The organism is Pseudoxanthomonas winnipegensis, from assembly GCF_030322905.1.
Taxonomy (GTDB): Bacteria; Pseudomonadota; Gammaproteobacteria; order Xanthomonadales; family Xanthomonadaceae; genus Pseudoxanthomonas_A; species Pseudoxanthomonas_A winnipegensis.
This window is the reverse complement of sequence record NZ_CP095475.1, coordinates 2,944,776-2,971,022: the sequence shown is the minus strand read 5'-3', so window position 1 is coordinate 2,971,022 and position 26,247 is coordinate 2,944,776. Positions and strand designations below refer to the sequence as shown.

Here is a 26,247-nt window from a genome sequence, read left to right as displayed (position 1 = left end):
GATTCGACTGGGCAGCAAGCTGCCCAGTCGTTCGGTGCTACGTGGTTAGAGGAACACGTAGCCCAGCACACCGTCCATTGCCGGATTAGGCACGTTCTCGCAGACGGAGCTCAGGGTGTCGAAATGGTCCGAACGCCAAACGCCGTTGATCTTCTTAATGCCGCCGCGCTGACAACGGTAGAGTGGAACTGTGCCGGGGATCTGACTTTCAGCGACGTAGCCGAGGATTGAATTCATCGAATCGCGCCCCTGGCCTTCGCAATTGGGGTCACTAGATGTGAAGCGATCAATCCCTCCGGGGATGAAGCAACTGTAAAGCGTTCTACTGCCAGAGAACGGGGTGAAAGAGATGAATCCATTCGTCCCATCCTGCCTCCAACCCAGATCGCTCCACCCTTGCGGCATTTCGCGGCCGGAGAAGTGATTGACTTCCTTTGCATTGTAGTAGCGATACAGCTGCACCAGCGTGGCTCCAGCGGGCGCGGTGGATTGTGCGTTCTCGATATGCGCACTTGCGGACCACGCCTTCAGGCCAACGTCTTGCGCGTTGACGGATCCAACAATTCCAACAGATGCCGCGAATGTAAGAGCGGCCATCTTCAACATCTTCATTCAATGCTCCGTAAATCTCCATGCGGACCTCTTGTCCGCCTAGAGAGGCTAGCATGTGAAATGGACGCTTGGTTCGCGCAGTGCCTACACAATACGCATCGTACTGGCCGTGCCGTGCTGTCCTATGGTGGTCACGGCTATTTTTGGTTGGCCGACTGATGTGCAGGTTGCACGAGAGCTGTGTCCAGGCTGCTTCTCGGGCAGCTACCGCTCAGCGACATCCAGCATGTAAAGTGCTAAATGCAGGTGGTCCTGGATCAGGCCTTCATGGGCGCAGCTGTCTCCAATCACCTTCGCGATTGCCCGGGCTGTGGGAGCCGTCAGACGTTGTCTGGAAGCGATGTACCTCGCATGTAGCAGAGAACTCTGATCGCAAGAGATTCGTAACCCAAGGGAGGAAATCTGGTGCCAAGTTTTCGTGGAGATCTTCCCTCAAGCTCGGTTCTACGGCCGTAGGAAAGATGGTGGCCTTACCAGTTCCAGCGCTTGATCGATGACTTTGGACAGAGTTGCAGGCGAAACACCATTCCGCAGACTTGCCTCAAGTTGGAGATGGCCGTCCGCAGGGAATGGAATTCGCGGTCATTGCCTTGATCGACATTGCCGCAAAGCGCAGATAGTCCTGGGCGGGACGGGCGGCATGGAAGCTGTAGGCCTCAAAGCCTTCCTCACTCCAGATCGTGGCTTCGATCAGACATGGCTGGCTATGAAGTCCAATGCCCTACTAGCGCTCATGGGGTGAGCCTCACGCCGGCGCAGTTCCCGGAGTAGACGTGTCGCGAAAGTTAGGGGGATCATGGAGAAGGTAAGAGGTAGGTGGTGTTCGACCTAAACCTTTGACGCTACTGGCTTTCGTGCCACCAAAGTGGTGGCCGGGGAGGGAATCGAACCCCCGACACAGGGATTTTCAATCCCTTGCTCTACCAACTGAGCTACCCGGCCAGTGCTGCACTTGCGGCCGAGCCGAAGCGAGGCGCGCATGATACGGATGGATTCCCGATCCGGCAAGACGCCTGATCACTGAACGTGTCGCCGCGCGGCCGTGCCGGCCCGGCGGGGCCGGGTGCATCATCGCTGTCCCCGACACGGTTCGCCACCGGAGACGCCGCATGCAACGTCCGCGATTCGCCCGCCTGCTCGCCGCCGGCCTGCTGGCCGCCCTCGGCGCGGGCTGCGCCACCACCGGGCTGACCGATGCGCAGGAACTGGCGCTGTACCGGGCCCACGCCGGCGAGCCGGTCAAGAGCTTCACCGTCTTCGGCCAGCTCAACGGCTGGTCGCCGCTGGGCGATGCCGCGCTGGCGGTGTGGGCCCGGCCCAGCGAGGCCTACCTGCTGGAGCTGACAGGGCGTTGCGTCGATCTGGATTCGGCGCCGGCCATCACCGTGACCAACCAGGGCGGCCGGGTCTACGCGAAGTTCGACGACGTGCTGGTGCTGGGCGGGCTGCAGAACAGCTTCCGCATGCCGTGCCGGATCGCCGAGATCCGGCCGCTGGACGTCAAGGCCCTGCGGCAGGCGCAGAAGCAGCTGCGCCAGGCCAACGCGGCCGAACGCCAGGCCGGCACGCCGCCGGCGGGCAACCAATGACCGGCGGCCGTCACGGCGCGCTTGCGCGTTCGGCGCTCTGATCGACCCTTGGCATCCGCCACGCAAGAAGGAGATCCGCCATGAGCCGATGGACATCCCTGCCGACGCTGGCGCTGGCGGCCGCGCTGCTGGTGGCCGGCTGCGCCACCACCGGGCTGAGCGACAGCCAGCGCCTGGCGCTGTACCGCGCCCACGCCGGCGCGCCGCAGAAGGACCTGAGCAATGCGGACCGCCTGATCGGCTGGACCGCGCTGGGGGATGAGGCCGTGGCGGTCTGGACCCGCCCCAACGAGGCCTATCTGCTGGATCTGGGCAACAGCTGCAACGGGCTGAACAACGCGACCACGATCCTGATCACCAACCTGCTCGGGCAGGTGTCGGCGGGCATGGATCGGGTGACGGTCATCGACCGCCCGGGCGGCTTCCACGTCAGCTGCCGGATCCAGAGCATCCGCAGGCTCGACACCCAGGCCATCCGCGCCTCGGAACAGGCGCTGCGCGAGGCGAGGCTGGCCGAACGCGAGGCCGCCGACGCCGGCAGCTGAGGCTCAGGCCTGCGGGTCGGGCGCGACGTAGCCGGCGGGCTTCTCGGCCTCGCCGCCGAACAGGAACTTGCGCAGCTCGGCTTCGAGAAAGGCGCGGTCCTTGGGCGTGCGCGGCGAGAGGCGGTTCTCGTTGATCAGCATGGTCTGGTGCGCCAGCCACGCGGCCCAGCCGGCCTTGCCGATATGGGCGAACACCTGCTGTCCCAGCTCGCCCGGGTAGGGGACGAAGTCCAGGCCTTCGGTATCTTTCTTCTCGTACTGGCAGAACACGGTGCGGGGCATGTCAGGCATCCAGGAGTTTGCGGATGGGCGCAGGCAGGCCCAGCGTGGTCAGTTCGGCCGGGGCAACCCAACGCAGGTCCGCATTGTCGCCCACCGCATCGCGCGGCGACAGGCGCTTCCAGCGCAGCGGCTGCATGTGCAGGCGGTAATGGGTGAAGGTGTGCGGGGTGTCGGGCAGTTCGTCGGCGGCGTCGAAGTCGCCGGCCAGGTGCGCGTCGAACCAGGCGCGCGCGGCGCCGGTGTCGTCGGCCTGCGGCAGCGACCACAGGCCGGACCAGATGCCCACCGGCGGCCTGCGCTGCAGCAGCACGCGGCCCTGCGCGTCGAAGGCCATCAGCATCACCGCACTGCGCTCGGGCAGCGGCTTGCCGGGCTTGGGCGTGGGCAGCGCCTCGGTGAGGCCATCGCGGAAGGCGACGCACTGCGGCGAGACCGGACACAACAGGCAGGCCGGATTGGCGCGCGTGCACAGCGTGGCGCCGAAGTCCATCTGCGCCTGGGTGTAATCGGCCAGCCGACCCTGCGGCACGTGCTGGACGTGTTCGACTGCCAGCGCCCACAGCCGCTTCTCGATGGCCGGCAGGCCCGGCCAGCCGGCGATGCCGTGCACGCGCGACAGCACGCGCTTGACGTTGCCGTCCATGATGGCGAAGCGGTCGTTCCAGGCCTGGCTGAGGATGGCGCCGGCGGTGCTGCGGCCGATGCCGGGCAGGGCGTGCAAGGCCTCGAAGTCGCGCGGCAGCTCGCCGCCGTGAAGTTCGACACAGCGCTTGGCGGCGGCATGCAGGTTGCGGGCGCGGGCGTAGTAGCCAAGTCCCGCCCACTGCGCCATCACCTCGTCCGAGCTTGCGGCGGCCAGATCCGGCAGCGTGGGAAACGCCTGCAGGAAGCGCTCGAAATACGGAATGACCACGCGCACCTGGGTCTGCTGCAGCATGATCTCCGACAGCCATACGCGGTACGGCGTGCGCGGATGCTGCCAGGGCAGATCGTGGCGGCCGTGCTGGTCGAACCAGGTCAGGAGCGGAGTGGCGAAGGTGTCGATGGGCTGGCTCATGCTGGCGCTCAGCGGCGGTTCGTAGAGCCGAGCTTGCTCGGCTGGGGTTCTACCGGACAGCCCCCAGCCGAGCGAGCTCGGCTCTACAAGTGCACTGCGATTAGGCGGCGCTGCCCAGGGCTTCAGGCAGCAGGGCGTCGACGAAGGCTTCGGCGTCGAACACGCGCAGGTCCTCCGGGCGTTCGCCGATGCCGGCGTAGCGGATCGGGATGTTGAACTCGCGGGCGAGGGCGAACACCACGCCGCCCTTGGCGGTGCCGTCGAGCTTGGTCACCACCAGGCCGGTCACGCCCACGGCCGCATGGAACTGGCGCAGCTGCGAGAGCGCGTTCTGGCCGGTGGTGCCGTCGATCACCATCAGCACCTCGTGCGGCGCGCTGGCATCGACCTTGCCGAGCACGCGGCGGATCTTGCCCAGCTCGTTCATCAGGCCGGTCTGGGTGTGCAGGCGGCCGGCGGTGTCGGCGATCAGCACCTGGGTGCCGCGCGCCTTGCCGGCCTGCAGCGCGTCGAAGGCCACCGAGGCCGCGTCGGCGTTCTGGCCCTGGGCCACGACCGTCACGCCGTTGCGTTCGCCCCAGGCCTGCAGTTGGGCCACGGCGGCGGCGCGGAAGGTGTCGCCGGCGGCCAGCATCAGGCTGAAGCCGTCGTCCTTGAAGCGCTTGGCCAGCTTGCCGATGGTGGTGGTCTTGCCGACGCCGTTGACGCCCACGGTCAGCACCACGAAGGGCTTGGCGTCGCGGTCGATCGCCAGCGGCACGGCGACCGGCCGGAGGATGGCGATCAGCTCGGCGCGCAGGGCGGCCAGCAGCGCGTTGGCATCGGCGAACTCGCGCGCCTTCATGCGCTTGCGCAGGGATTCGACCAGGGCGGTGGTGGCGGTCACGCCGACGTCGGCGGTGATCAGCGCGGTCTCGATTTCGTCGAGCAGGTCGTCGTCGAGCTTGGGGTTGCGCGAGAACAGGCCGCCGAAGCTGCGCGCGAAGGCGCTGCCACGCAGGCGTTCGCGCCAGCCGGTTTTGCCGGGGGCGGCGGCGGGCTTGTCGATGGAGGTGGGGCGGGGCGCGGCGTCGGGCGCGGGAACCGGCGCTTCGACGGGCGGCGGCGCGATCGGTGCCGCAGGTGTGGGAGCCGGCGCGGGCGCGGGCGGGGCGGCGACCGCGACGGGCGCGTCGGCCACCGGTGCGGCGGGAACCGGCGTATCGATCAGCTGCCGTGGCGATGGGCCGGGCACGACGACGTCGGGCAGGGCCGGCGCGGCGGGCGCGAAGCGCTGGGGCTCGGGTGCGGGCGCGGGCTCGGGCTCGGCGGCCTGCAGGGTGTCGGCGACTTCGCGCGCCTGTTCGAGCGCGGCAGCCGCGTCGGCGGCATCGGAGGTGGCCGGGCGCGCCTCGGGGAAGGCGGCGGCCAGCTCTTCCACGCTGTAGCGGCGGGTGCTGCCGTCCTGGGCGGACGCTGCGTCCTGCGGCTTCTTGCGGCGGAAGAAACTGACCATGTGCAGCCTTGGTAATGCGAAAAATGAGGGCGCAGATGCTAACACCGGGGTCTGGAAGGCCTGGTGTGCGGGGGATGTCGCGAGGAAGGTGCGGGCTTGCGCGGGCTGGTCGTGCCCTCACCCCAACCCCTCTCCCGGGGGGAGAGGGGCTCAAACGCTTGGGGCTTGTGGGTCAGCGGGACAGGTCGAGCAGGAGCTTGTTGAGGCGGCGCACGTAGCCGGCCGGGTCCTTGAGGCTGTCGCCCGCGGCCAGCGCGGCCTGGTCGAACAGCACGCGGCTCAGGTCGCCGAAGCGTTCCTCGTCGCTTTCCGCATCCAGGCGCTCGATCAGGGGATGGCCCGGGTTGAACTCGAACACCGGCTTGCCCTCGGGCACCTTCTGCCCGCTGGCTTCCAGGATCTGGCGCATCTGCAGGCCCAGGTCGCCCTCGCCGATGGCCAGGATCGCCGGCGAATCGGTCAGGCGATGCGACACGCGCACCTCGGACACGTCCTCGCCCAGCGCCTGCTTCAGGCGCGCGACCAGCTGCTCCTTGTCCTTGGCGATCTGCTCCTGGGCCTTCTTGTCTTCCTCGGACTCCAGCGCGCCCAGGTCCAGGTCGCCGCGGGCGACATCGACGAAGGACTTGCCGTCGAACTCGGTCAGGTAGCTCATCAGCCACTCGTCGATGCGGTCGGTCAGCAGCAGCACCTCGATGCCCTTCTTGCGGAACACCTCCAGGTGCGGGCTGTCCTTGACCGCGGCGAAGCTCTCGCCGGTCAGGTAGTACAGCTTGTCCTGGCCTTCGACCATGCGTGCCACGTAGTCGGCCAGCGCCACGTCCTGGGCGTCGGTGCCGGACTTGGTCGAGGCGAAGCGCAGCAGGCCGGCGATCTTCTCGCGGTTGGCGTAGTCCTCCGAGGGGCCCTCCTTCAGGACCTGGCCGAACTCCTTCCAGAACCTGGCGTAATCCTCGGGCTTGTCCTTGGACAGCTTCTCCAGCATGTCCAGCGCGCGCTTGGTCAGGGCCGACTTCATCGAGTCGATCACCGGGCCCTTCTGCAGGATCTCGCGCGAGACATTGAGCGGCAGGTCGGAGGAGTCCACCACGCCCTTGATGAAGCGCAGATACAGCGGCAGGAACTGGTCGGCCTGGTCCATGATGTAGACGCGCTGCACGTACAGCTTGAGGCCCTTGGCCGCGTCGCGGTGGTACAGGTCGTACGGCGCGCGCGAGGGCGTGTACAGCAGCGAGGTGTACTCGAGCTTGCCCTCCACCTTGTTGTGGCTCCAGGCCAGCGCGTCGGCGTGGTCGTGGGCGATGTGCTTGTAGAACTCCTGGTACTCGGCGTCGGTCACCTCCGACTTGGGCCGGGTCCACAGCGCGCTGGCGCGGTTGACCGCCTCCCACTCGGGCGCGGCCGGGGCCTCGCCTTCGGCCGGGGCGGGCTGCTCCTTGAGCAGTTCGACCGGCAGGGCGATGTGGTCGGAGTACTTCTTGACGATGCCGCGCAGGCGCCAGCCGTCGGCGAAGCCTTCCTCGCCTTCCTTCAGGTGCAGCACGATGGTGGTGCCGCGCTGCGGCTTGTCGATCGTGGCGACCTCGAAGTCGCCCTCGCCCCTGGACGACCAGTGCACGCCCTCGCTGGCCGGCAGGCCGGCGCGGCGGCTGTAGACGTCGACCTGGTCGGCCACGATGAAGGCCGAATAGAAGCCCACGCCGAACTGGCCGATCAGGTTGGCGTCCTTCTTCTGGTCGCCGGAGAGGTTCTTGAGGAAATCGGCCGTGCCGGACTTGGCGATGGTGCCCAGGTGCGCGATGGCCTCATCGCGGCTCATGCCGATGCCGTTGTCCTCGATGGTGACCGTGCGCGCGTCCTTGTCGAAGGAGATGCGGATGCGCAGGTCGCTGCCGTCGCCTTCCAGCAGGGAGGCATCGGTCAGCGCCTCGAAGCGCAGCTTGTCGGCCGCGTCGGCGGCGTTGGAGACCAGCTCGCGCAGGAAGATCTCCTTGTTGGAGTACAGCGAGTGGATCATCAGCTGCAGCAGCTGCTTGACCTCGGTCTGGAAGCCGCGGGTTTCCTTGTGGGTCTCCGGATGGGTGTCGGTGGTCATGGGTCGTCTTGCTCCGTGGTGGGACCGGCCTGATCGGCCGCCGATGGCTTCTTCGGGTGTGGGCGCGAGGGCGGATTTCAAGATGGGCAAGCCATTGCGGGTCCGGTTTTCGCAGGAGCAACTGTCCCTCAAATCTCGCAGCGGCCCGCCTGTAGAGCGGAGCTTGCTCCGCTGCCCTTCGTTCGGATGGTGGGAAAGGCCCCAGCGGAGCAAGCTCCGCTCTACAGGTGGTAGCCGCCCTTGTGGCCTTTTTGGCCAATGGCGGCGATGGGCTTCACCGGTAGAGCCCATCGCCGCCATGGCGGCTCCCACCAGGGGCACGGCCAATGGGCGAAATTGCACTCCGGCCCCGGTTTTCCCCATCATCGCCAGCCCCGTCGTCCGCGCCGCGCCATGTCCCGACCGCCCCCTCCCTCGTCCCGCAACGCCGGCGCCGGCCAGGTGCGCATCGTCGGTGGGCGCTGGCGCAACACGCGCCTGGCCGTGCCGGACGTGGCCGGCCTGCGGCCCAGCAGCGACCGGGTGCGCGAGACCCTGTTCAACTGGCTGACCGGCCAGCTGGCCGGGGCGCGGGTGCTGGACCTGTTCGCCGGCACCGGCGCGCTGGGGCTGGAGGCGCTCTCGCGCGGGGCGGCCGGCGCGGTGCTGGTCGAACGCGACCCGGCCGCGGCGCGCCAGCTGGCGCAGACGGTGACAAGACTGCAAGCCGACGGTATCGCCCAGGTGGTGCAGGGCGATGCCTTGGCCTGGCTGGAGGGGCAGCCGGACGGGGGCTTCCAGATCGCCTTCCTCGACCCGCCGTTCGCCGACGGGCTGCATGCGCGCGTGCTGGAACGCCTGCCACGGCTGCTCGCGCCCGGCGCCTGGCTGTACCTGGAGGCCCCGCTCGAGCAGGCGCCGGCGCTGCCGCCCGGCTTCGTCCTGCATCGCGAGGGCCAGACCCGCCAGGTGCGCTATGCGCTGGCGCGTGCGCCGGGCTGAAAGGAGCGCTGCTACACTCGGCCCGCGAATTTCCACGGGTTTTGCAGCATGAGCGTGTCGCCCATCCGGACGGCGGTCTATCCGGGCACCTTCGATCCGATCACCAACGGTCACCTGGACCTGATCGACCGCGCCGCGCCGTTGTTCGAGCGCCTGGTCATCGGCGTGGCCGCCAGCCAGAAGAAAGGGCCGGCGCTGCCGCTGGAGCAGCGCGTGGACCTGGCGCGCGCCGCCACGGCCCATCACCGGCACGTGGAGGTGATCGGCTTCGACAGCCTGCTGGCCGATTTCGTCGCCCAGGTCGGCGGCCGGGTGCTGCTGCGCGGGCTGCGCGCGGTGTCCGACTTCGAGTACGAGTTCCAGATGGCCAGCATGAACCGGCATCTGATTCCCGACGTGGAAACGCTGTTCATGACCCCGGCCGAGCAATACGGCTTCATTTCCTCGACCCTGGTGCGCGAAGTGGCGCGCCTGGGCGGCGACGTGTCCGGCTTCGTGCCGGCCTCGGTCGCCAAGGCGCTGCAGGACGTGCGCCGCGCTTCGCTTTCCCCCGCCCCTTGAACCGAACGATCCAACCGGAGGCTGCACCATGAAGTCCACCAACCGCCTGCTCCTGGCCGCCTGCCTGGGCATGAGCCTGACCCTGGCCGCGTGCAAGAAGGAAGACGCGCCCGCGCAGCCGGCCGAGGCCGCCGCGATGACCGCGCCGACCACCAGCGACGATGCCGCGTGGAAGAAGTACCTGCAGGACGTCGTGCCGCGCAACATGGGCAACATCTCCAACCCGCCGATCATGTACTACCTGCCGGCCGAGACCGACCCGGACTTCCAGGGCAAGTACGACCGCCTGGCCGAGCAGGTCAGCAATGCCGCCCAGCGCGGCGTGACCTCCGGCAACATGGTGGCCTTCGGCTCGCCGGTCAGCGCCAAGATGGCCGACCTGATCGTGGCCTCCTTCGGCAAGGCCGCGGCCGGCTCGTTCAAGGGCGCGCGCGTGCTGTTCGTCGGCGCCGCGGCCGACAACGACCGCGTCAAGGCGGCGGTTGCGCCGTCCGGCGCGGACTACGTGTTCGTCGAAGCGAAGTGACCTCATGGCGCGGCCGTGCCTGGCACGGCCGCGTTTTTCGGTAGCGGAGGAGGCGATGCCTCCTCTTTTGCTTTTGGCGGGGCATGGGTGCCGTCGTCGGCGCCAAAGCGTGGCGCCAGCGTTGCCTTTGCGGTTGTTCTGCGTGCTTGCGTTCGAGCGGGCCGCGATCTGAGCCAACCCCCTCCCAGCCTCCCCCTGCTTCGCAAGGGGAGGGGCGGAGCGTTGCGAGCTGAGGGTTGACCGGGCGGGCTGGCGGAGCGTGGCGGGCCGGCGTGCAAGTTCGTCACGACGGCGGGAACACCCATTTCGTCATTCCCGCGAAGGCGGGAATCCAGCTTTTGCCTTTGCGGTTGTTTTTCGTGCCTGCGCCGAAGCGGGCCGCGATTTGATCCAACCCCCTCCCAGCCTCCCCCTGCTGCGCAAGGGGAGGGGCGGAGCTTTGTGAGCTGAGGGTTGAAGGGGCGGGCTGGCGGTGCGTGGCGGGCCGGCGTGCAAGTCCGTCACGACGGCGGGAACACCCATTTCGTCATTCCCGCGAAGGCGGGAATCCAGCTTTTGCCTTTGCGGTTGTTTTTCGTGCCTGCGTCGAAGCGGGCCGCGATCTGATCCAACCCCCTCCCGGCCTCCCCCTGCTGCGCAAGGGGAGGGGCGGTGCGCCAGTGTGTCGTCAGCGGGATGGTGCACTGCGGTCCGCGGCGCGGCCTGGGGGCGGCCCTGGGCGATAATGCGGGTTCCCCATCGCTGCGTGCCCGCCGCGCCCCATCGCCTTCCATGTCGCTGAAGATCAACTCCCTGTGCGTCAACTGCGACGTCTGCGAGCCGGCCTGTCCCAATCAGGCCATCGCGATGGGCGAGGAGATCTATGTCATCGACCCGGCGCGCTGCACCGAATGCGTGGGCCATTTCGACGAGCCTCAGTGCGTGGTGGTGTGCCCGGTGGAGTGCATCGATCCCGACCCGGCGTATCCTGAAAGCCGGGAGGACCTGCTGGCCAAGCTCCAGCGCCTGCAGGGTGAATGATCCGATTCCTCAACCCTTTGGAGAGCGCGTGAAACGTTCGAGCCTGTTCGCCGTCGCCCTGACGGTCCTCTTGCCGGTCGCTGCCAGCGCGCAGCAGGTCACCCATCCTCCCGGCGCGGCGATCGCCTCGGGCCACAAGCTGGCCACCGAGGCCGGCCTGGAGATCATCCGCGAGGGCGGCAATGCCTTCGACGCGGCGGTGGCGGTGTCCTCCACGCTGGGCGTGGTCGAGCCGATCAGCTCGGGGCTGGGCGGCGGCGGCTTCTTCCTGCTGCACGATGCAGCCACCGGCCAGGACACGATGATCGACGCGCGCGAGACCGCGCCCGAGTCGGCCTCGCCGGACAAGTACCTGGACAAGGACGGCAAGCTCGACCAGTCCAAGTCGATCAACGGCCCCTGGTCGGCCGGCATCCCCGGCCTGCCGGCGGCGCTGGTGGAACTGGCCGAGAAGCACGGCAAGCTGCCGCTCAAGCAGTCGCTGGCGCCGGCCATCCGCATCGCCACCGAGGGCTTCCCGGTCTATGACCGCATGGCCCGCGGCTATGCCCAGCGCGCCAAGGAAATGGAGAAGTACCCCGGCACGCGCGAGGTCTATCTGCGCGGCGGCAAGCCGATCCAGACCGGGGACATCTTCAAGCAGCCCGAACTGGCCCACACCCTGACCCTGCTGGCCGAGAAGGGCCGCGACGGCTTCTACAAGGGCGAGACGGCCAAGAAGCTGCTGGCCGGGGTCAAGGCCGCCGGCGGGCAGTGGACGGCGCAGGAACTGGCCGGCTACCAGGTCAAGACGCGCGTGCCGATCCAGTTCGACTACAAGGGCTGGAAGATCACCACCGTGCCGCCGCCGTCCTCCGGCGGCATCGCGCTGGCCGAGATGCTGCAGATCGTCGAGGGCTACGACCTCAAGGCGATGGACCCGGCCCACCGCGCCCACCTGGTGGTCGAGGCCATGCGCCGCGCCTACCGCGACCGCACCTTCTTCCTGGGCGATCCGGACTTCACCACCATTCCGCAGAAGGTCCTGCTGAGCAAGGACTACGCGCTGGGGCTGCGTTCGACCATCAACCCGGACAAGGCCACGCCCAGCGACCTGCTCTCGGGCAACCCGACGCCGCTGGAAGACGACGAGACCACGCACTTCTCGATCATCGACGCCCAGGGCAACCGCGTCGGCGCGACCCAGACGGTCAACCTGCTGTACGGCTCGGGCCTAATCCCCAAGGGCACCGGCGTGCTGCTCAACGACGAGATGGACGACTTCGCGCTCAAGCCCGGCACGCCCAACGCCTTCGGCGTGATGGGCTACGAGGCCAACGCGCCCAAGCCGGGCAAGCGCCCGCTGAGCTCGATGACGCCGACCTTCATGGAGAACGCCGACAAGACCATCGTGCTCGGCACGCCGGGCGGCAGCCGCATCATCACCATGGTGATGTTGGGCATCCTGGGCTACGACGATGGGCTGAGCGCGCAGCAGGTCGCCGCGCTGCCGCGCTACCACCACCAGTGGCTGCCGGACGTCATCGACGCCGAGACCGGCACCTTCTCGCCGGAGACGATCAAGGCGCTGGAGGCGATGGGCCACAAGGTCGAACAGCCCGGCGACGAGGCCGCCGGCGGTCGCGGCTCCAGTCACGTCTGGGGCAACCTGCAGACGGTGGAATGGGATCGCAAGACCAACACCCTCAGCGGCGGCAGCGACCCGCGCAATCCGGTCGGCGCCGCGGAAATCCTGACCACGACCACGCCCTGAAGATCGGCAACGTCGTGCGATGAGGAAGGCGACGCGGCTGCGTCGCCTTCTTCGCTTCCGGCGCGCAAGGCGCCGCGCAACACAGCCTTCGGGAGGAGGCAGGCATGAAACTCTGGTCGATCCTTGGCAATTCGCAGAAGCTCGATGGCGGGGCGATGTTCGGCAACGCGCCGCGCGCGCTGTGGGCGCGCTGGGTGGAGCCCGATGCGGGCAATCGCATCGCCCTGGCCTGCCGCGCGCTGCTGGTCGAGGACCTCGACGGCAGGACGGTGCTGTTCGAGACCGGCATCGGCGCGTTCTTCGAACCGAAACTGCGCGAGCGCTACGGCGTGGTCGAGCCGGAGCATGTGCTGCTCGACTCCCTGGCGCGCGCCGGCTTCTCGCACGAGGACATCGACGTGGTGGTGCTGAGCCACCTGCACTTCGACCATGCCGGCGGCCTGCTGGCGCCATGGCAGGAAGGCCAGGCGCCGGCGCTGCTGTTTCCCAAGGCGACCTTCGTGGTCGGTGCGACGCACTGGCAGCGGGCGCGGGCGCCGCATCCGCGCGACCGGGCCAGTTTCATCCCCGAGCTGCCCGGGCTGCTGGAGGCCAGCGGCCGGCTGGAGCTGGTGGAGGGCCCGCATGCGCGGGCGCTGGGCGAGACAGTGCGCTTCACCTTCAGCGACGGCCACACGCCGGGGCTGATGCTGTCGGAGATCGTCGGGCCGCAGCGCGACGCGCAGGGGCAGGCGCACGGCGGGGTAACATTCTGCGCCGACCTGATCCCGGGGCGCTTCTGGGTGCACGTGCCGATCACGATGGGCTACGACCGCAATGCCGAACTGCTGATCGACGAGAAGCGCGCCTTCCTGGACGACGCGCTGGCGCGCGGGGTGCGGCTGTTCTTCACCCACGACACCGACTGCGCCCTGGCCCAGGTCACCCGCGACGCGCAGGGCCGCTTCGGCACGACGCACGAGGTGGCCGAACTCCACGCCAGGCCGCTGGCGGCCTGAGCTGCCAGCGGGCGCTCCCGGTGGGAGCCCCAGCTACATGGATGGGAGTTGTTTGGCCCCCACCTGTAGAGCGGAGCTCGCTCCGCTGGGGCCTTCCCCACGAGCCGAACGAAGAGCAGCGGAGTCCCCAAGAGGGGATTGCCACAAGCTGCGCTCTGCAGGCGGGGCTGGGGCCTCCCCACGAACCGAACGAAGAGCAGCGGAGCAAGCTCCGCTCTACAGGCGGGGCTGGGGCCTTTCCCACGAGCCGAACGAAGAGCAGCGGAGTCCCCGAGAGGGGATTGCCACAAGCTCCGCTCTACAGGCGGGCCGCTGCGAGATTTGAGGAGACAGTTGCTCCCACACTGACTTCGCATCGTCCCTGCGATTGCCGGGACGATGCGCCTGCGGTGTCCGCGCCGCTTGGGCGCGAGCGCTCAGCTCTTCTTGAGACAGCTGGACATGAAGGTCTTGCGCGCGTCGCCGGCGAGCTTCTTGGCCGAGGCGTCGGCGTTGCAGGACTTCATGCGCTCCTGCGGCGTGGCGGCGGCGGCCGGCTTGGCGCTCAGGCAGGCCTTCTGCGCCGCCTTGTACTCCTCGCCCTTCTTGCCCTTGTTCTGGGCCGAGCACTCGGCCATACGGGTCTGGGAACTGGACTGCGCGGCATGGGCGTTGGCGCTCACGGCGCCGGCCAGCAGCGCGCAGGCCAGCAGGATCGAACGGGTCATGGCGTGGCTCTCCGAAAAGGAAGATGGGTGACGCGGGCGGATCCTACGCCCGGCCCCCGTGCCGATGTGTGGCAACGCTGCGACATGGCGCCGCCTGGCTGAGCGGCGTTCAGCCCCACCTGTAGAGCGGAGCTTGCTCCGCTGGGGCTTTCCCCACGAACCGAACGAAGAGCAGCTGACTGTAGAGCGGAGCTTGCTCCGCTGTGGCTTTCCCCAGGAACCGAACGAAGAGCAGCGGACTGTAGAGCGGAGCTTGCTCCGCTGTGGCTTTCCCCACGAACCGAACAAAGAGCAGCGGACTGTAGAGCGGAGCTTGCTCCGCTGGGGCTTTCCCCACGAACCGAACAAAGAGCAGCGAACTGTAGAGCGGAGCTTGCTCCGCTGGGGCTTTCCCCACGAACCGAACGAAGAGCAGCGGACTGTAGAGCGGAGCTTGCTCCGCTGGGGCTTTCCCTAGGAACCGAACGAAGAGCAGCGGACTGTAGAGCGGAGCTTGCTCCGCTGGGGCTTTCCCCAGGAACCGAACGAAGAGCAGCGGAGCAAGCTCCGCTCTACAACGCGGTCGTGGCCTGATCGAGAGAGACAGTGACTCCCACAGACCGTTCCAGCCTTCCTGGTCAGCCTACCCGCGTGCCGAAGATGCGGTCGCCGGCGTCGCCCAGGCCGGGCAGGATGTAGCCCTTCTCGTTGAGATGGTCGTCGATGGCGGCGGTGTAGACCTCCACGTCCGGGTGCGCGGCCTCCAGGGCCTTGAGGCCCTCGGGCGCGGCGACCAGGAAGATGCCTTTGATGCGGCGCGCGCCGGCGCGCTTGAGCATGTCGATGGTGGCGATCAGGGTGCCGCCGGTGGCCAGCATCGGGTCCAGGATCAGCGCATCGCGCTCCTCCAGGCGGCCGGTGAGGCGTTCGAAGTAGGGCACCGGCTGCAGGGTCTCCTCGTCGCGCTGCAGGCCGACCACGCTCACGCGCGCGGCCGGGATCAGCGCCAGCACGCCGGGCAGCATGCCCAGCCCCGCGCGCAGGATCGGCACCAGGGTGATCTTGGCGCCGGCGATCTTCTGCACCTCCACCGGGCCGGCCCAGCCCTGCATGGTCTCGGTCTCGGTGTGCAGGTCGGCGGTGGCCTCGTAGGCCAGCAGCGTGCCCAGTTCGGTGACCAGCTCGCGGAACCCCTTGGTGCTCAAGGACGCATCGCGCAGCAGGCCGATCTTGTGGCGGACCAGGGGGTGACGGACTTCGACGGTTTTCATGTCTGGCAGTGAGCGAAGGCGGGCGGGCCAGTGTGCCGCATCGCCCGCGTGCCGGCCCAGTCGCGGGCGCGTCGGGGCCCCCAGGCGCTGGGTGCTGGAAGGTGACCGCTCCGTCACTTTGCCGCGTGTGTCACGGTGCGGAAATCTCGTCGCAATACCGTGCCGCCCCATCTTTGTTCGTTGGGGAACGACACACCGTGCTGACGCGCCATCGCCTTGCCTGCGCCATTTCGCTCACGCTGACCGCGCTGGCGGCCCCGCCCGTGCTGGCAGGTCCCGCCGCCGACGCACCGGCCGCGGCCGCGCCTGCGGCCGATGCCACCACGCTGGACCGGCTGGTGGTGCGCCCCCAACTGGAGGCGCAGGTCCGCGCGATCGACCTCAAGCGCGACAGCAACGCCATCCTCGACGCGGTCGCCGCGGACGACGTGGGCGACTATCCCGACCAGAACGTGGCCGAATCGGTCTCGCGCCTGCCCGGCGTCAGCGTGACCCGCGACCAGGGCGAGGGCCGCTACGTGGTCGTGCGCGGCCTGGACGCGGCGCTCAACAGCGTCACCATCGACGGCATCGCCATCGGCACGACCGAAAGCGACAACCGCGCCACGCCGCTGGACCTGATCCCGTCCGATTCGACCGAACGCCTGAAGGTGGTCAAGTCGCCGACACCGGATATGCCGGGCGATTCGATCGGCGGGGCGATCGAGGTCGAATCGGCCTCGGCCTTCGACCGCGACGGCCGCAGCCTGCGCGGCAGGATCGAAGCCGACCACCAGCAGCTCAGCGGGCACACCAGCCCGCGGGCCGCCTTCAACTACAGCGAGCGCTTCGCGGACGACACGTTCGGCGTGGCGCTGGGCCTGAACTACCAGGACCGCAAGTTCGAGTCGGACAACACCGAGGGCGAGTACGACGCGCTGGACAGCGGAGAACTGTTCATGGTCCAGCAGCAGCGGCGCAAGTACTTCATCGAGCGCAAGCGTTGGGGCGCCAACCTCAACCTGGACTGGCGCCCGGACGCGGACAACCGCTACTACCTGCGCACGCTCTACAGCGACTACCAGGATGCCGAGACCCGGCAGAACACCGTCATCGACTTCGACCCGGACACCGTCGTGGCCCGGGGCGACGGCACCTATCTGGCGCCGGTGGACGACCTGAGCAAGCGCGTGCGCTTTCGCACCAAGAAGGAGAACACCGCCGCCGCCAGCTTCGGCGGCGAGAACCGGCTGAGCGGCGCGGTGCTGGACTACCAGGTCGGCTACACCAGGACCGAGGAGCGCGTGCCCGACGAACAGGAGGCCCGCTTCAAGATCACCAAGGCCGCCAAGAAGGGGCTGACGGCCAGCATCGACCAGACCGACCGCTTGCCGGACATCGACTTCTCCAGCGAGCGCTGGGCCGACAACGCCAACTACGCCTTCAACAAGTGGGTGCTCTCGCCGGGCAGCACGGACGACAAGGAGGTCAGCGCCAAGATCAACGCGCGCTTCGACGGCGACCACGCCAGCTACAAGATGGGTCTGCTGGGCCGCTTCCGCGACCGCGACGTGGACAAGAACGAGCCCGAGCTATCGAAGGGCCCGGCCATCGACCCGACCACCTGGACGGTCGCCGCGCCGGAGCATCGCCACAACAGCCTGGGCCAGGCGCTGAGCTCCTCGGCCATGCGCGCCTACTGGGCGCAGAACGGCGCGCGCTACAGCGCCGCCGCCGGCGATGTGGCCAGCAACGCCGTCGCCGCGCTGGCCGAGGACTACACCTCCAGGGAAGACATCCTGGCCGCCTACGCCATGGGCACCTGGGACATCGGCGCGCTGCGCGCGATCGCCGGCGTGCGCGTGGAGAACACCAGCTTCACCGCCACCGGCAACAGTATCGAGATCCAGGACGACGGGACCTTCAGCGCCACGCCGCTGAAGGCCCACCGCAGCTACACCAACGTGCTGCCGGGGCTGCATCTGCGCTGGGACGGCGGGGAGGGCTGGACGCTGCGCGCGGCGTTGAACAAGACCGTCTCGCGGCCCGGGTTCGGCCAGATCGCGCCGCATGCGACCATCGACCGCGACGACGGGCGGGTCGAGCTGGGCAATCCCGACCTCGATCCTTACGAATCGACCAATCTGGACCTGTCCTTCGAGAAGTATCTGGGGCAGAGCGGCATCGTCTCATTGGGCCTGTTCCGCAAGTGGATCGACGGCTACATCGTCGACACGGTCAGCAACAACGATCCGGCCTATGCCGGCTTCGACGTCACCCGTGCCATCAACGGCGATGACGCCAAGGTGCTGGGCGCCGAGTTCACCTACCAGCAGCAGCTCGACTTCCTGCCCGAGGGCTGGAACGGCCTGCTGGTCGGCGCCAGCGGCACCTGGCTGGACACCGATTTCGATCCTGGCGTAGCTACGCGCCAGGGTGAGGACTTCACGCTCCCGCGCGCATCCCGGCACGTGTACAGCGGCTACCTGGGCTACGAGAAGTACGGCGTGTCCGCGCGCGTGTCGGCGGTGTACCGCAGCGCGTACCTGGACGAGCTCGGCGCCTCGGCGCCGTACGACATCTACGTGGCGCCCAATACGCAGCTGGACTTCGGCCTGGACGTGCAGCTGAGCGACAGCGTGCAGCTGTTCTTCGATGCGTCCAATCTGCTGGACAAGCCGCTGGAGCGCTACCAGGGCGATCGCGCCCATACCCAGCAGTTCGAGGAATACGGCCGCAGCTTCGCGGTCGGCCTGAAGGTGAAGCTGTGATGGCCGCCGTGCATCTCCCGCGAGGCGCGGCCGCGTTGGCGCTGGCGTGCGCGCTGTTGTCGGCCTGCGATCGAGCGCCGGTCGCAGCGCCCGCGGCGTCCGCGCCGCCAGCCACATCCGCGACCAGCGACCGCGAGCCCGACGAGGCCGGCACCGGCGATCCGCTGCTGGCCACGGCCAAGGTGCCGCACCAGGTGGTGGCCGAGGCCTTCGTCACCGCCGCCACGCCGCAGGACAATCTGGATTCGCCGGCGGTGTGGGCCGCCCCGGATGGCGCGCGCTGGGTCATCACCACCGCCAAAAAGACCGGCGAGCTGGTGGTGTTCGACGGCGACACCGGCAAGCGTCTGCGCACCGTCGCCGGCAAGGGCGCCGCGCCGGGCCAGCTGGATCGGCCCAATGGGGTGTCGGTGGTGGGCGATCTGGCGCTGGTGGTCGAACGCGACAACCACCGCGTGCAGGCGTTCTCGCTGCCGGACTTCAAGTCGGTGGCGGTGTTCGGCAGCGAGGAGCTCAAGAAACCCTACGGCCTGTGGGCGCACCCCAAGGACGAAGGCATCGAGGTCATCGTCAGCGACAACTACATGCTGGGCGCCGACGAGGACACCGTGCCGCCGCTGGCGCAGCTCGGACAGCGCTTCCGTCGCTACCAGCTCAGCCGCGAAGGCGGGCAGTGGCAGGCGACGCTGCGCCAGACCTTCGGCGACACCGCGCAGGAGGGCGCGATCCGCATCGCCGAGTCGGTCTATGGCGACGCGGACAACGACCGCCTGCTGCTGGCCGAGGAGGACGTACCTACCGGCACGCGCCTGCGCGAATACCGGCTCTCCGATGGCACCTACACCGGCCGCGACATCGGCGCCGGCCTGTACAAGGCCCAGGCCGAGGGCATCGCGCTGCTGGCCTGCGCGGACGGCAGCGGCTACTGGATCGGCACCGACCAGTTCAAGGACCGCAGCCTGTTCCATGTGTTCGATCGCAGGACGCTGCGGCATCTGGGCGCCTTCGCCGGGCAGGTCACGGCCAACACCGACGGGGTGTGGATGGACGCGCGCGGCGATGCGCGCTTCCCGCAGGGCGCGTTCTATGCGCTGCACGACGACCAGGCGGTGGCCGCGTTCGACTGGCGCGACATCGCCAAGGCCCTGGCGCTGCCGGGCTGCAAGGCCTAGCTCCTGTCGTATCGGCTTTCTTCGGAGGGCAGCGTCAGGTCTGGGGCTTCAGGTCAAAGTCGAAAGAAGTCCCGATCCATCCGGCGAAGTGCCAAACAAGAAGGCCCGCTCGCGCGGGCCTTCATGCTGCCTGGGGCCTGGCGGATCAGGCCGCCTGCGCCTGCTGCTGACGCGATCCTTCGCGCAGGGCCTGGCCGACCATCGACACCAGCAGGTCCAGTTCGTCGGCGTCGATGAGGAAGTGCGGGGTGAAGCGCAGCGAATTGGCGCCGCCGTGGATCACGTTGAGCCCGCGCATGCGCAGCGACTCCTCGATCGACCCGGCGCCATAGCACTTGAACTGCGGCGCCAGCTCGCATGAGAACAGCAGGCCGGTGCCCTGCACATTGGTGATCAGCCCGCCCAGCTCGGCCTTGAGCTGTTCCAGCTTGGCCACCGCCTGCGCGCCGCGGCTGCGGATGTTCTCGCGCACCTGCGGGGTGAGCAGGGCCAGCGTGGCGCAGGCGGTCTCCAGGGCGCGCGGATTGCTGGTCATGGTGTTGCCGTACACGCCCTTGCGATACAGCCGGGCGGCGTGCTCGGTCACCGCCAGCACAGACAGCGGGTACTGGGCGGCGTTGAGCGCTTTGGAATAGGTCTCCATGTCCGGCGCCTCCAGGCCCTCGAAGCCCGGGTAGTCCACCACCGACAGCACGCCATGCGCGCGCAGGCCGGCCTGGATCGAGTCGACCAGCAGCAGGCTGCCGTGGGCCCGGGTGAGCTCGCGCGCGGCGGCGTAGAAGGCCGGCGGCAGCGCGCGGCCCGGGTCGCCTTCGCCCATCACCGGCTCGAGGAACACCGCCTCGATGAACCAGCCGTTGGCCTCCGCGTCGGCGAACACCTTGCGCAGCGCCGCCTCGTCGTAGGGCGGCACGGCGATCACCGAGTCCTCGCCGCGGTAGCTGGCCAGGTGCTGGGTATAGGTCTTGCGGCTGGAATCCGAATACAGCCCGGGCCGGTCGGTGCGGCCATGGAAGCTGCCCTTGATCACCACCCGCTTGAGCGTGGCGCCGGCATGGCGCGCACCCGGGTCGGTCAGCAGCTTGGCGTTGATGTCGGCGATGCGCGCGGCCAGGCCGACCGATTCGGAGCCCGAGTTCAGGCACAGGAACTTCGCATACGGGCAGCCGTCGGCGCGGGTGTGGCCGATCTCGGCGCGCAGCGCCGCATCGAAGCGCAGCTGCGACAGGCTGGGCGTCATGATGTTGGCCATCGCCTGCGGCTGGGCCATGGCCGCCAGCACCGCATCGGGCGTGTGGCCGAAGCCGATCATGCCGTAGCCGCCGGCGTCGTAGAGCACCGCGCCCTTCAGCGTGACCACCCACGGCCCGCAGGCCGCCAGGGCGACGTAGGGGTTGACCGCATCGTCGGCGTAGAAGTTGACGTAACCCTCCTGCACGCGCGCGACCTGTTCGGCCTCGTCCAGGTCCAGCAGCGCATCGAAGCTGTCCTCCAGCGCGGCGAACTGCGCGGCGGCCGCGGCGATGGCGCGGCCCAGGTCCGGATGGCCGGAGGCCAGTCGCGACAGGGTGGCCTCGTCCAGGCCTTCGGTCAGGCGGGTGCCGGCGCGGGCGCGCAGCGGGGCGAGGGGAGCGGTCACGGACATCGGCAGGTCTCCTGGGGCGAACGGGCGGGCGTGGCGCAGCGCAGCAGGGCAAGGCGCCAGGGGAAACGCAGGTATGCCTGCATTATTGAAGCAACGACCGTCGATTCGACAGGTATGATCCTGGCGAATCCACCGGTTTTTTCGTCGTATCGACGAAGGGAGCTGTGCACAATGACGGTATCCGCCCCCGATCAGGCCCTGTTGGCCCTGTTGCGCGAGGATGCGCGCGCGCCGGTGGCCGAGCTGGCGCGCCGCCTGGGCGTGTCGCGCACCACCGCGCAGAGCCGGCTGGAACGGCTCGAGCGCCAGGGCCTGATCGCCGGCTACACCGTGCGCCTGCGCGACGATGTGGAACACGGCCATATCCGTGCCCACATCCTGATCACCGTGCGGCCCAAGCAGATGGTCGCCGTGACCAATGCCCTGCGCGCGATGGCGCAGGTGCGGGCGCTGCATTCGGTCAGCGGCCCGCACGATCTGATCGCCATTGGCATGGCGCCCACGGTGGGCGAGATGGACGAGCTCACCGACCGCATCGGCGCGATCGAGGGCGTCGAGCGCACCACCTCTTCGATCGTGCTGTCGACCAAGTTCGAGCGCTGAGGCCCTGGATTGCGGGCGCTTGCCGCGCGATTTTCGTTTCGTTGCGCCACCCGCAGCGAGGCGACTCGACCGGATTGCGTTCGATCGCCGCGCGGTTTCTTGCACTGCATCCCGATTTGACAGGCTCGCCTGCGCTGGGGACCATTCCGGCAAGGCTTGCCGATTCCCCCGTGGAAGGACCCCATGACGCGCACCCAGCCCCGCTTGTTTGCCGCGCCCGCGCTGTTGTTCGCCCTGGCGGCCTGTTCTCCTTCAGATTCAAGGACCGATATGAATGCTGTGACCTCTTCGACTGCCGAACACGGCGGAGCCGTCGCGTCCGCGCGCAACCCCGCGCCCAAGGATGCCTATCGCATCACCATGACCATCAAGGATGCGCCGGGTCCCTTCGCCTGGATGAAGGCGCTGGCGCAGTACGACGTGGTCAACAAGGAATGCCTGAGTCCGCCCAAGGACAACCCCGGCGGCCGCACCGCCCCGGTGCCCACCGACGACGTGGAGATCCCGCTGCAGAAGATCTCCGAGACCGAGTACGTGGGAACGGTCTACGCCGACCAGATGCTCGATCAGGACTACACGGGGCGCGGCGTCTGCCACTGGAAGCTGATCCAGTTCCGGGTGCATATGAAGGCCACCGGTGCGCACGCCGAGACGCTGTTCATTCCGAGTATTCCCGACGACAAGCTGTTGGCCGGCTCGCCCGAGAACGTGTACTTCAACAGGGTTACATACCCTGAAGCAGAGGGGGTCGAGGACTATCCTGATACGGGCGGCGGCCGATCGGACTATGGTCCGTCGGTTCAAGACCAGGATCTGTTCACGGTGACATTTACGCCAGTCAAGGATGACGCGAAATGAAGAGAATGCAGAGCCAGCAGTACGCCGATCTCGCGGATTTCAGCTACGGCCGAGACCAGAAGGGTAATGAGGAGATCGATATCGCCTCGCTGGTGGGTAAGTCGGTCACCATGCCGGATGGGACGAATTACAAGATTCTGGCCTACGTCGACAAGCCATCGGGCTATCAAGGCACCATCTTCCAGCGGGAAGATACGCACGAAATCATCGTGGCGCATCGCGGAACCGAGTTCACGCGGGAGCCGCTCAGAGATGGCTTGCTGACTGACGGCGGCATGGTCTTCGGCCGGGTGAACCAGCAGGCTGCCGACGCGATCGCATTGACGGGCAGGGCGCTCGACCTTGCCGAGGTGGATGCGAAGAAACGCCATGAAAAGGCGCCCGAAGTCACCGTCACGGGCCACTCCCTCGGCGGCACGCTCGCGCAGATCACCGCGCACCACTTCGATCTGCGCGGCGAGGCCTTCAACCCCTATGGCGCCGCAAGCCTGGGACTGCGGATTCCAGAGGAAGCCACGCCGAAGTTCATCAATCACGTCATGGCGGCCGACGTGGTCAGTTCTGCCAGTCCGCACTACGGGCAGGTCCGCGTCTATGCGAAGGCCTCGGAGATCACGCAGTTGCGCGTATCCGGCTATCGGGATGGCGTCATCGCCGATGCGCTGACGCCTGACAACCCGATCGCGGCGTCGGTGAATACCTCGCACATGATGCACAACTTCCTCAACGTCGATGGCAACTACAAGCCCGACGTGTCGGCGCTGAGCGATCCGGCGGCGCGGACGCGGGCGCGCGAACACGAGCACATGATCGAAAGCTACCGGAGCGATGTCCGGGCGATCCGCCGCGGTGCGAGCGCGTTGGGCGATGCTGGCGAGATGCTCCGAGGCCCCGGTCCGGCCGTCGACCGGATCCGCGAACTCATCGAGCCGTCCCTGCCCGCGGGCGAGCCCGCGCGCCGGGAGCAGCATCGACAGCACGGCGCCTCGCTCGCGCCTGGCGCGGTGCCGCTGCCCGACATGCGCGACCCGGGCCACCCGGCGAACGGCCGCTACCAGCAGGCCTACGCCGGGGTCGCGCGGATCGATCAGGGCATGGGCCGCGCGCCCGATGGCAGCAGCGAGCGCCTGGCCGCGGCGCTGACCGCCGCCAGCCCGCATCTGTCCTCGATCGATCGGGTGGGCCTGAGCCCGGACGGCAGCCGTGCCTTCGCCGTGGAGGCCTCCAACGGCCCGGCCGAGGCGCGGCAGCGGGCGCAGGTGGAGGTGGCCAGCGCCGTGCAGCGCCCGGTCGAGGCCAGCACCGCGCAGTGGCAGCTCGCTACCGACCAGCTCGCCCAGTCGCACGCGCGCCAGCAGGCACAGGAGCGCGCCAATCCGGTGGTCCAGGGCCCGGTGATGGGCTGAGCGCGCCGGCGCGGGCGCCCCTTCGCAGGGGCGAGCCTGCGCCACGGCGGGGCCGGCCGCGCCGGCCCGCTAGAATACGCGGCTGACCCGACACCGACTGCCCGCGTTGAAGAAGTCCGATTTCCACTACGACCTGCCGCCCGAGCTGATCGCCCAGGCGCCGCTGCCCGAGCGTTCCGCCAGCCGTCTGCTGATCGTCCCGCCAGGCGATGCGCCGCTGGCCGACCTGCACGTGCGCGACCTGCCGGAGCAGCTGCGCGCCGGCGACCTGCTGGTGTTCAACGACACGCGCGTCATCCCGGCGCGGCTGTTCGGCCAGAAGGACACCGGCGGACGGGTCGAGATCCTGATCGAGCGCCTGCTGCCGGACAACCGTGCCCATGCGCAGATCGGCGCCAGCAAATCGCCCAAGCCGGGCGGCCGCATCGCGCTGGACGCCGGCGGCCACTGCGAGGTGCTGGGCCGCGAGGGCGAGTTCTACGAGCTGCGCTTCGAGGTCGGCGATGCGCTGGACAGCTGGCTGCTCAAGGCCGGGCGCATGCCGCTGCCGCCGTACATCACCCGCGAGCCAGGCCAGGACGACGACGAGCGCTACCAGACCGTGTTCGCGCGCGAGCTGGGCGCGGTCGCCGCGCCGACCGCGGGCCTGCATTTCGACGAAGCGCTGCTGGAACGGCTGAAGGCCCAGGGCGTGCAGTTCGGCCACATCACCCTGCATGTGGGCGCCGGTACCTTCCAGGCCATGCGCGTGGACGACGTGCGCGAGCACCGCATGCACAGCGAATGGCTCAACGTCGGCGCCGAGCTGGTGCAGCAGATCCGCCGCACCCGCGCTGCCGGCGGCCGGGTGATCGCGGTCGGCACCACGGTTGTGCGCGCGCTGGAAAGCGCCACCCGCGAGGGCCAGCTGCAGCCCTTCGCCGGCGAGACGCGCATCTTCATTTTCCCCGGCTATCGCATCACCAGCGTCGATGCGCTGATCACCAACTTCCATCTGCCAGAGAGCACGCTGCTGATGCTGGTCTCGGCCTTCGCCGGCAAGGCGCGCATCCTGCAGGCTTACCGGCATGCGGTGGCGCAGGGCTACCGGTTCTTCTCCTACGGCGATGCGATGCTGCTGTTCCCGCAGGCGCAGGAGGCGTCGGCATGAGCCGCATGGACTTCACGCTCAAGGCCACCGACGGCAACGCCCGGCGCGGCCAGCTGAGCTTTCCGCGCGGCACGGTGCAGACCCCGGCGTTCATGCCGGTGGGCACCTATGGCTCGGTCAAGGGCGTGTTCCCCGAGCACATCAAGGAACTGGGCGCCGAGATCATCCTGGGCAACACCTTCCACCTGTACCTGCGCCCGGGCCTGGAGGTCATCGGCCAGCACGGTGGCCTGCATGGCTTCGCGCGCTGGGACAGGCCGATCCTGACCGACTCGGGCGGCTTCCAGGTGTTCTCGCTGGCGCACCGGCGCAAGATCACCGAGGCCGGGGTGACCTTCGCCTCGCCGACCGACGGCGCCAAGGTGTTCCTGGGCCCGGAGGAGAGCATGAAGATCCAGCGCGTGCTCGACTCGGACATCGTGATGATCTTCGACGAGTGCCCGCCGGTGAACGTGGACGGCAAGCCGGTCGACAAGCGGGTGGTGCACAAGTCGATGGAGCTGTCCCTGCGCTGGGCGCGGCGCTCGCGCGAGGCGCACGATGGGCTGGGCAACGACGCGGCGCTGTTCGGCATCGTCCAGGGCGGCGTGCACGGCGATCTGCGCTCGCAGTCGGCCCAGGGGCTGCAGGACATCGGCTTCGACGGCTATGCCATCGGCGGCCTGGCGGTGGGCGAGACCGAAGACGAGCGCAATGCCATGCTCGACCATCTGCACCCGCAGCTGCCGGGCGACAAGCCGCGCTATCTGATGGGCGTGGGCCGGCCCGAGGACCTGGTCGAGGGCGTGGCGCGCGGGGTGGACATGTTCGACTGCGTCATGCCGACCCGCAACGCGCGCAACGGTCACTACTTCACCCGCTTCGGCACGGTGCGCATCCGCAACAGCAAGTACGAGCACGACCTGGACGTGATCGAGCCGGGCTGCGGCTGCTACGCCTGCCGCAACGGCTTCACCCGCAGCTACCTGCGCCACCTGGACCGCTGCAACGAGATGCTCGGGCCGATGCTCGGCACCCTGCACAACCTGTGGTACTACCAGTGGCTCATGGCGCAGATGCGCCAGGCCATCGAGCAGGGGCGGTTCCAGGCCTTCCGCGCCGCGTTCTATGCGGAGCGCGGGATGGCCGTGCCGGGGTGACCGGATTGTCACCGCGCGCGCCGGGGAAACTTTTGCCCGCCGGCGCTGTCGGA

General features: G+C 68.5%; 23 protein-coding genes and 1 tRNA gene. 15 read left to right on the top strand and 9 right to left on the bottom strand.

Translation table 11 applies throughout. The features are described 5' to 3' along the window. Positions 1-45: 45 nt before the first annotated feature. Complete coding sequence (locus MWN52_RS13120; RefSeq protein ID WP_286574965.1) at positions 46-612, bottom strand: hypothetical protein; 567 nt, start codon at positions 610-612, stop codon at positions 46-48. A gap of 866 nt (positions 613-1,478) precedes the next feature. Continuing rightward, positions 1,479-1,554 (bottom strand) — tRNA-Phe (locus MWN52_RS13115). 167 nt (positions 1,555-1,721) lie between these two features. Here MWN52_RS13115 and MWN52_RS13110 point away from each other — a divergent pair. Both MWN52_RS13110 and MWN52_RS13105 read left to right on the top strand, forming a co-directional pair. Further along, positions 1,722-2,201: a DUF6491 family protein gene (locus MWN52_RS13110; protein ID WP_286574964.1), complete on the top strand. Its 480-nt coding sequence runs from the start codon at positions 1,722-1,724 to the stop codon at positions 2,199-2,201. A gap of 80 nt (positions 2,202-2,281) precedes the next feature. After that, positions 2,282-2,746 (top strand): DUF6491 family protein, encoded by a 465-nt coding sequence (locus MWN52_RS13105; protein ID WP_286574963.1) that lies wholly within the window; start codon positions 2,282-2,284, stop codon positions 2,744-2,746. Positions 2,747-2,749: 3 nt separating this feature from the next. Here MWN52_RS13105 and MWN52_RS13100 read toward each other — a convergent pair whose 3' ends face one another. The 4 genes from MWN52_RS13100 to htpG form a co-directional block, all read right to left on the bottom strand. After that, positions 2,750-3,028, bottom strand: a complete 279-nt coding sequence (locus tag MWN52_RS13100) for an oxidative damage protection protein (RefSeq protein WP_286574962.1) — start codon at positions 3,026-3,028, stop codon at positions 2,750-2,752. A 1-nt stretch (position 3,029) separates the two neighbouring features. Continuing rightward, entirely contained in the window at positions 3,030-4,085 is a 1,056-nt protein-coding gene (mutY, locus tag MWN52_RS13095) for an A/G-specific adenine glycosylase (protein WP_286574961.1), read from the bottom strand. Positions 4,086-4,185: 100 nt separating this feature from the next. Further along, a complete protein-coding gene (gene ftsY, locus MWN52_RS13090; RefSeq protein WP_286574960.1) occupies positions 4,186-5,580 on the bottom strand; it encodes a signal recognition particle-docking protein FtsY in 1,395 nt (464 codons plus the stop codon). Positions 5,581-5,752: 172 nt separating this feature from the next. Then, positions 5,753-7,675, bottom strand: coding sequence for a molecular chaperone HtpG (gene htpG / locus MWN52_RS13085; protein WP_286574959.1), 1,923 nt, complete (start codon positions 7,673-7,675; stop codon positions 5,753-5,755). 393 nt (positions 7,676-8,068) lie between these two features. Between htpG and rsmD the strand changes: the two genes are divergently transcribed. The 6 genes from rsmD (at position 8,069) to MWN52_RS13055 (ending at position 13,514) form a co-directional block, all read left to right on the top strand. Further along, positions 8,069-8,656, top strand: a complete 588-nt coding sequence (rsmD, locus tag MWN52_RS13080; RefSeq protein WP_286574958.1) for a 16S rRNA (guanine(966)-N(2))-methyltransferase RsmD — start codon at positions 8,069-8,071, stop codon at positions 8,654-8,656. A gap of 48 nt (positions 8,657-8,704) precedes the next feature. Then, positions 8,705-9,217 carry a pantetheine-phosphate adenylyltransferase gene (gene coaD, locus MWN52_RS13075; RefSeq protein WP_130535592.1) on the top strand — a complete coding sequence of 171 codons (513 nt, stop codon included), beginning with the start codon at positions 8,705-8,707 and terminating at the stop codon, positions 9,215-9,217. A gap of 28 nt (positions 9,218-9,245) precedes the next feature. Next, positions 9,246-9,743, top strand: a complete 498-nt coding sequence (locus MWN52_RS13070) for a hypothetical protein (protein WP_130521157.1) — start codon at positions 9,246-9,248, stop codon at positions 9,741-9,743. A gap of 771 nt (positions 9,744-10,514) precedes the next feature. After that, positions 10,515-10,763, top strand: a complete 249-nt coding sequence (locus MWN52_RS13065) for a YfhL family 4Fe-4S dicluster ferredoxin (RefSeq protein ID WP_130521133.1) — start codon at positions 10,515-10,517, stop codon at positions 10,761-10,763. Between the two features lie 43 nt (positions 10,764-10,806). Beyond that, the gene (gene ggt, locus MWN52_RS13060; RefSeq protein WP_286577740.1) at positions 10,807-12,516 is read left to right on the top strand and encodes a gamma-glutamyltransferase; all 1,710 of its coding nucleotides are present in this window, start codon (positions 10,807-10,809) and stop codon (positions 12,514-12,516) included. 104 nt (positions 12,517-12,620) lie between these two features. Next, positions 12,621-13,514: an MBL fold metallo-hydrolase gene (locus MWN52_RS13055; RefSeq protein ID WP_286574957.1), complete on the top strand. Its 894-nt coding sequence runs from the start codon at positions 12,621-12,623 to the stop codon at positions 13,512-13,514. Positions 13,515-13,930: 416 nt separating this feature from the next. Here MWN52_RS13055 and MWN52_RS13050 read toward each other — a convergent pair whose 3' ends face one another. Both MWN52_RS13050 and upp read right to left on the bottom strand, forming a co-directional pair. Beyond that, positions 13,931-14,221, bottom strand: a complete 291-nt coding sequence (locus MWN52_RS13050; RefSeq protein WP_286574956.1) for a PsiF family protein — start codon at positions 14,219-14,221, stop codon at positions 13,931-13,933. A gap of 617 nt (positions 14,222-14,838) precedes the next feature. Then, a complete protein-coding gene (upp, locus tag MWN52_RS13045; protein ID WP_130521125.1) occupies positions 14,839-15,471 on the bottom strand; it encodes a uracil phosphoribosyltransferase in 633 nt (210 codons plus the stop codon). A 197-nt stretch (positions 15,472-15,668) separates the two neighbouring features. On the opposite strand from upp, the gene MWN52_RS13040 reads away from it, so the two are divergent. Then, positions 15,669-18,221: a TonB-dependent receptor gene (locus MWN52_RS13040; protein ID WP_425608034.1), complete on the top strand. Its 2,553-nt coding sequence runs from the start codon at positions 15,669-15,671 to the stop codon at positions 18,219-18,221. Further along, positions 18,221-19,393, top strand: a complete 1,173-nt coding sequence (locus MWN52_RS13035) for a phytase (protein ID WP_425608033.1) — start codon at positions 18,221-18,223, stop codon at positions 19,391-19,393. Before MWN52_RS13040 ends, MWN52_RS13035 begins: the two co-directional genes overlap by 1 nt. Positions 19,394-19,538: 145 nt before the next feature. Here the strand turns inward: MWN52_RS13035 and MWN52_RS13030 are convergent, their stop codons facing one another. After that, the gene (locus MWN52_RS13030; protein WP_286574954.1) at positions 19,539-21,038 is read right to left on the bottom strand and encodes an aminotransferase class III-fold pyridoxal phosphate-dependent enzyme; all 1,500 of its coding nucleotides are present in this window, start codon (positions 21,036-21,038) and stop codon (positions 19,539-19,541) included. 171 nt (positions 21,039-21,209) lie between these two features. On the opposite strand from MWN52_RS13030, the gene MWN52_RS13025 reads away from it, so the two are divergent. The 5 genes from MWN52_RS13025 (at position 21,210) to tgt (ending at position 26,194) form a co-directional block, all read left to right on the top strand. After that, entirely contained in the window at positions 21,210-21,641 is a 432-nt protein-coding gene (locus MWN52_RS13025) for an Lrp/AsnC family transcriptional regulator (protein ID WP_286574953.1), read from the top strand. Positions 21,642-21,824: 183 nt separating this feature from the next. Further along, a complete protein-coding gene (locus tag MWN52_RS13020) occupies positions 21,825-22,499 on the top strand; it encodes a hypothetical protein (RefSeq protein WP_130531802.1) in 675 nt (224 codons plus the stop codon). Continuing rightward, the gene (locus MWN52_RS13015) at positions 22,496-23,905 is read left to right on the top strand and encodes an XVIPCD domain-containing protein (protein WP_286574952.1); all 1,410 of its coding nucleotides are present in this window, start codon (positions 22,496-22,498) and stop codon (positions 23,903-23,905) included. The genes MWN52_RS13020 and MWN52_RS13015 overlap by 4 nt, the downstream gene beginning before the upstream one ends. 106 nt (positions 23,906-24,011) lie before the next feature. Beyond that, on the top strand, positions 24,012-25,055 hold the full coding sequence (queA, locus tag MWN52_RS13010) for a tRNA preQ1(34) S-adenosylmethionine ribosyltransferase-isomerase QueA (RefSeq protein ID WP_286574951.1): 1,044 nt from the start codon (positions 24,012-24,014) through the stop codon (positions 25,053-25,055). Beyond that, a complete protein-coding gene (tgt, locus tag MWN52_RS13005; RefSeq protein ID WP_286574950.1) occupies positions 25,052-26,194 on the top strand; it encodes a tRNA guanosine(34) transglycosylase Tgt in 1,143 nt (380 codons plus the stop codon). The genes queA and tgt overlap by 4 nt, the downstream gene beginning before the upstream one ends. The last annotated feature ends 53 nt before the right edge of the window (positions 26,195-26,247 follow it).

Coding starts and splice junctions, on each gene's coding strand:
- MWN52_RS13120 (WP_286574965.1), bottom strand. CDS start 612: ATGAAGATGTTGAAGATGGCCGCTCTTACATTCGCGGCATCTGTTGGA.
- MWN52_RS13110 (WP_286574964.1), top strand. CDS start 1,722: ATGCAACGTCCGCGATTCGCCCGCCTGCTCGCCGCCGGCCTGCTGGCC.
- MWN52_RS13105 (WP_286574963.1), top strand. CDS start 2,282: ATGAGCCGATGGACATCCCTGCCGACGCTGGCGCTGGCGGCCGCGCTG.
- MWN52_RS13100 (WP_286574962.1), bottom strand. CDS start 3,028: ATGCCCCGCACCGTGTTCTGCCAGTACGAGAAGAAAGATACCGAAGGC.
- mutY (WP_286574961.1), bottom strand. CDS start 4,085: ATGAGCCAGCCCATCGACACCTTCGCCACTCCGCTCCTGACCTGGTTC.
- ftsY (WP_286574960.1), bottom strand. CDS start 5,580: ATGGTCAGTTTCTTCCGCCGCAAGAAGCCGCAGGACGCAGCGTCCGCC.
- htpG (WP_286574959.1), bottom strand. CDS start 7,675: ATGACCACCGACACCCATCCGGAGACCCACAAGGAAACCCGCGGCTTC.
- rsmD (WP_286574958.1), top strand. CDS start 8,069: ATGTCCCGACCGCCCCCTCCCTCGTCCCGCAACGCCGGCGCCGGCCAG.
- coaD (WP_130535592.1), top strand. CDS start 8,705: ATGAGCGTGTCGCCCATCCGGACGGCGGTCTATCCGGGCACCTTCGAT.
- MWN52_RS13070 (WP_130521157.1), top strand. CDS start 9,246: ATGAAGTCCACCAACCGCCTGCTCCTGGCCGCCTGCCTGGGCATGAGC.
- MWN52_RS13065 (WP_130521133.1), top strand. CDS start 10,515: ATGTCGCTGAAGATCAACTCCCTGTGCGTCAACTGCGACGTCTGCGAG.
- MWN52_RS13055 (WP_286574957.1), top strand. CDS start 12,621: ATGAAACTCTGGTCGATCCTTGGCAATTCGCAGAAGCTCGATGGCGGG.
- MWN52_RS13050 (WP_286574956.1), bottom strand. CDS start 14,221: ATGACCCGTTCGATCCTGCTGGCCTGCGCGCTGCTGGCCGGCGCCGTG.
- upp (WP_130521125.1), bottom strand. CDS start 15,471: ATGAAAACCGTCGAAGTCCGTCACCCCCTGGTCCGCCACAAGATCGGC.
- MWN52_RS13035 (WP_425608033.1), top strand. CDS start 18,221: ATGGCCGCCGTGCATCTCCCGCGAGGCGCGGCCGCGTTGGCGCTGGCG.
- MWN52_RS13030 (WP_286574954.1), bottom strand. CDS start 21,038: ATGTCCGTGACCGCTCCCCTCGCCCCGCTGCGCGCCCGCGCCGGCACC.
- MWN52_RS13025 (WP_286574953.1), top strand. CDS start 21,210: ATGACGGTATCCGCCCCCGATCAGGCCCTGTTGGCCCTGTTGCGCGAG.
- MWN52_RS13020 (WP_130531802.1), top strand. CDS start 21,825: ATGACGCGCACCCAGCCCCGCTTGTTTGCCGCGCCCGCGCTGTTGTTC.
- MWN52_RS13015 (WP_286574952.1), top strand. CDS start 22,496: ATGAAGAGAATGCAGAGCCAGCAGTACGCCGATCTCGCGGATTTCAGC.
- tgt (WP_286574950.1), top strand. CDS start 25,052: ATGAGCCGCATGGACTTCACGCTCAAGGCCACCGACGGCAACGCCCGG.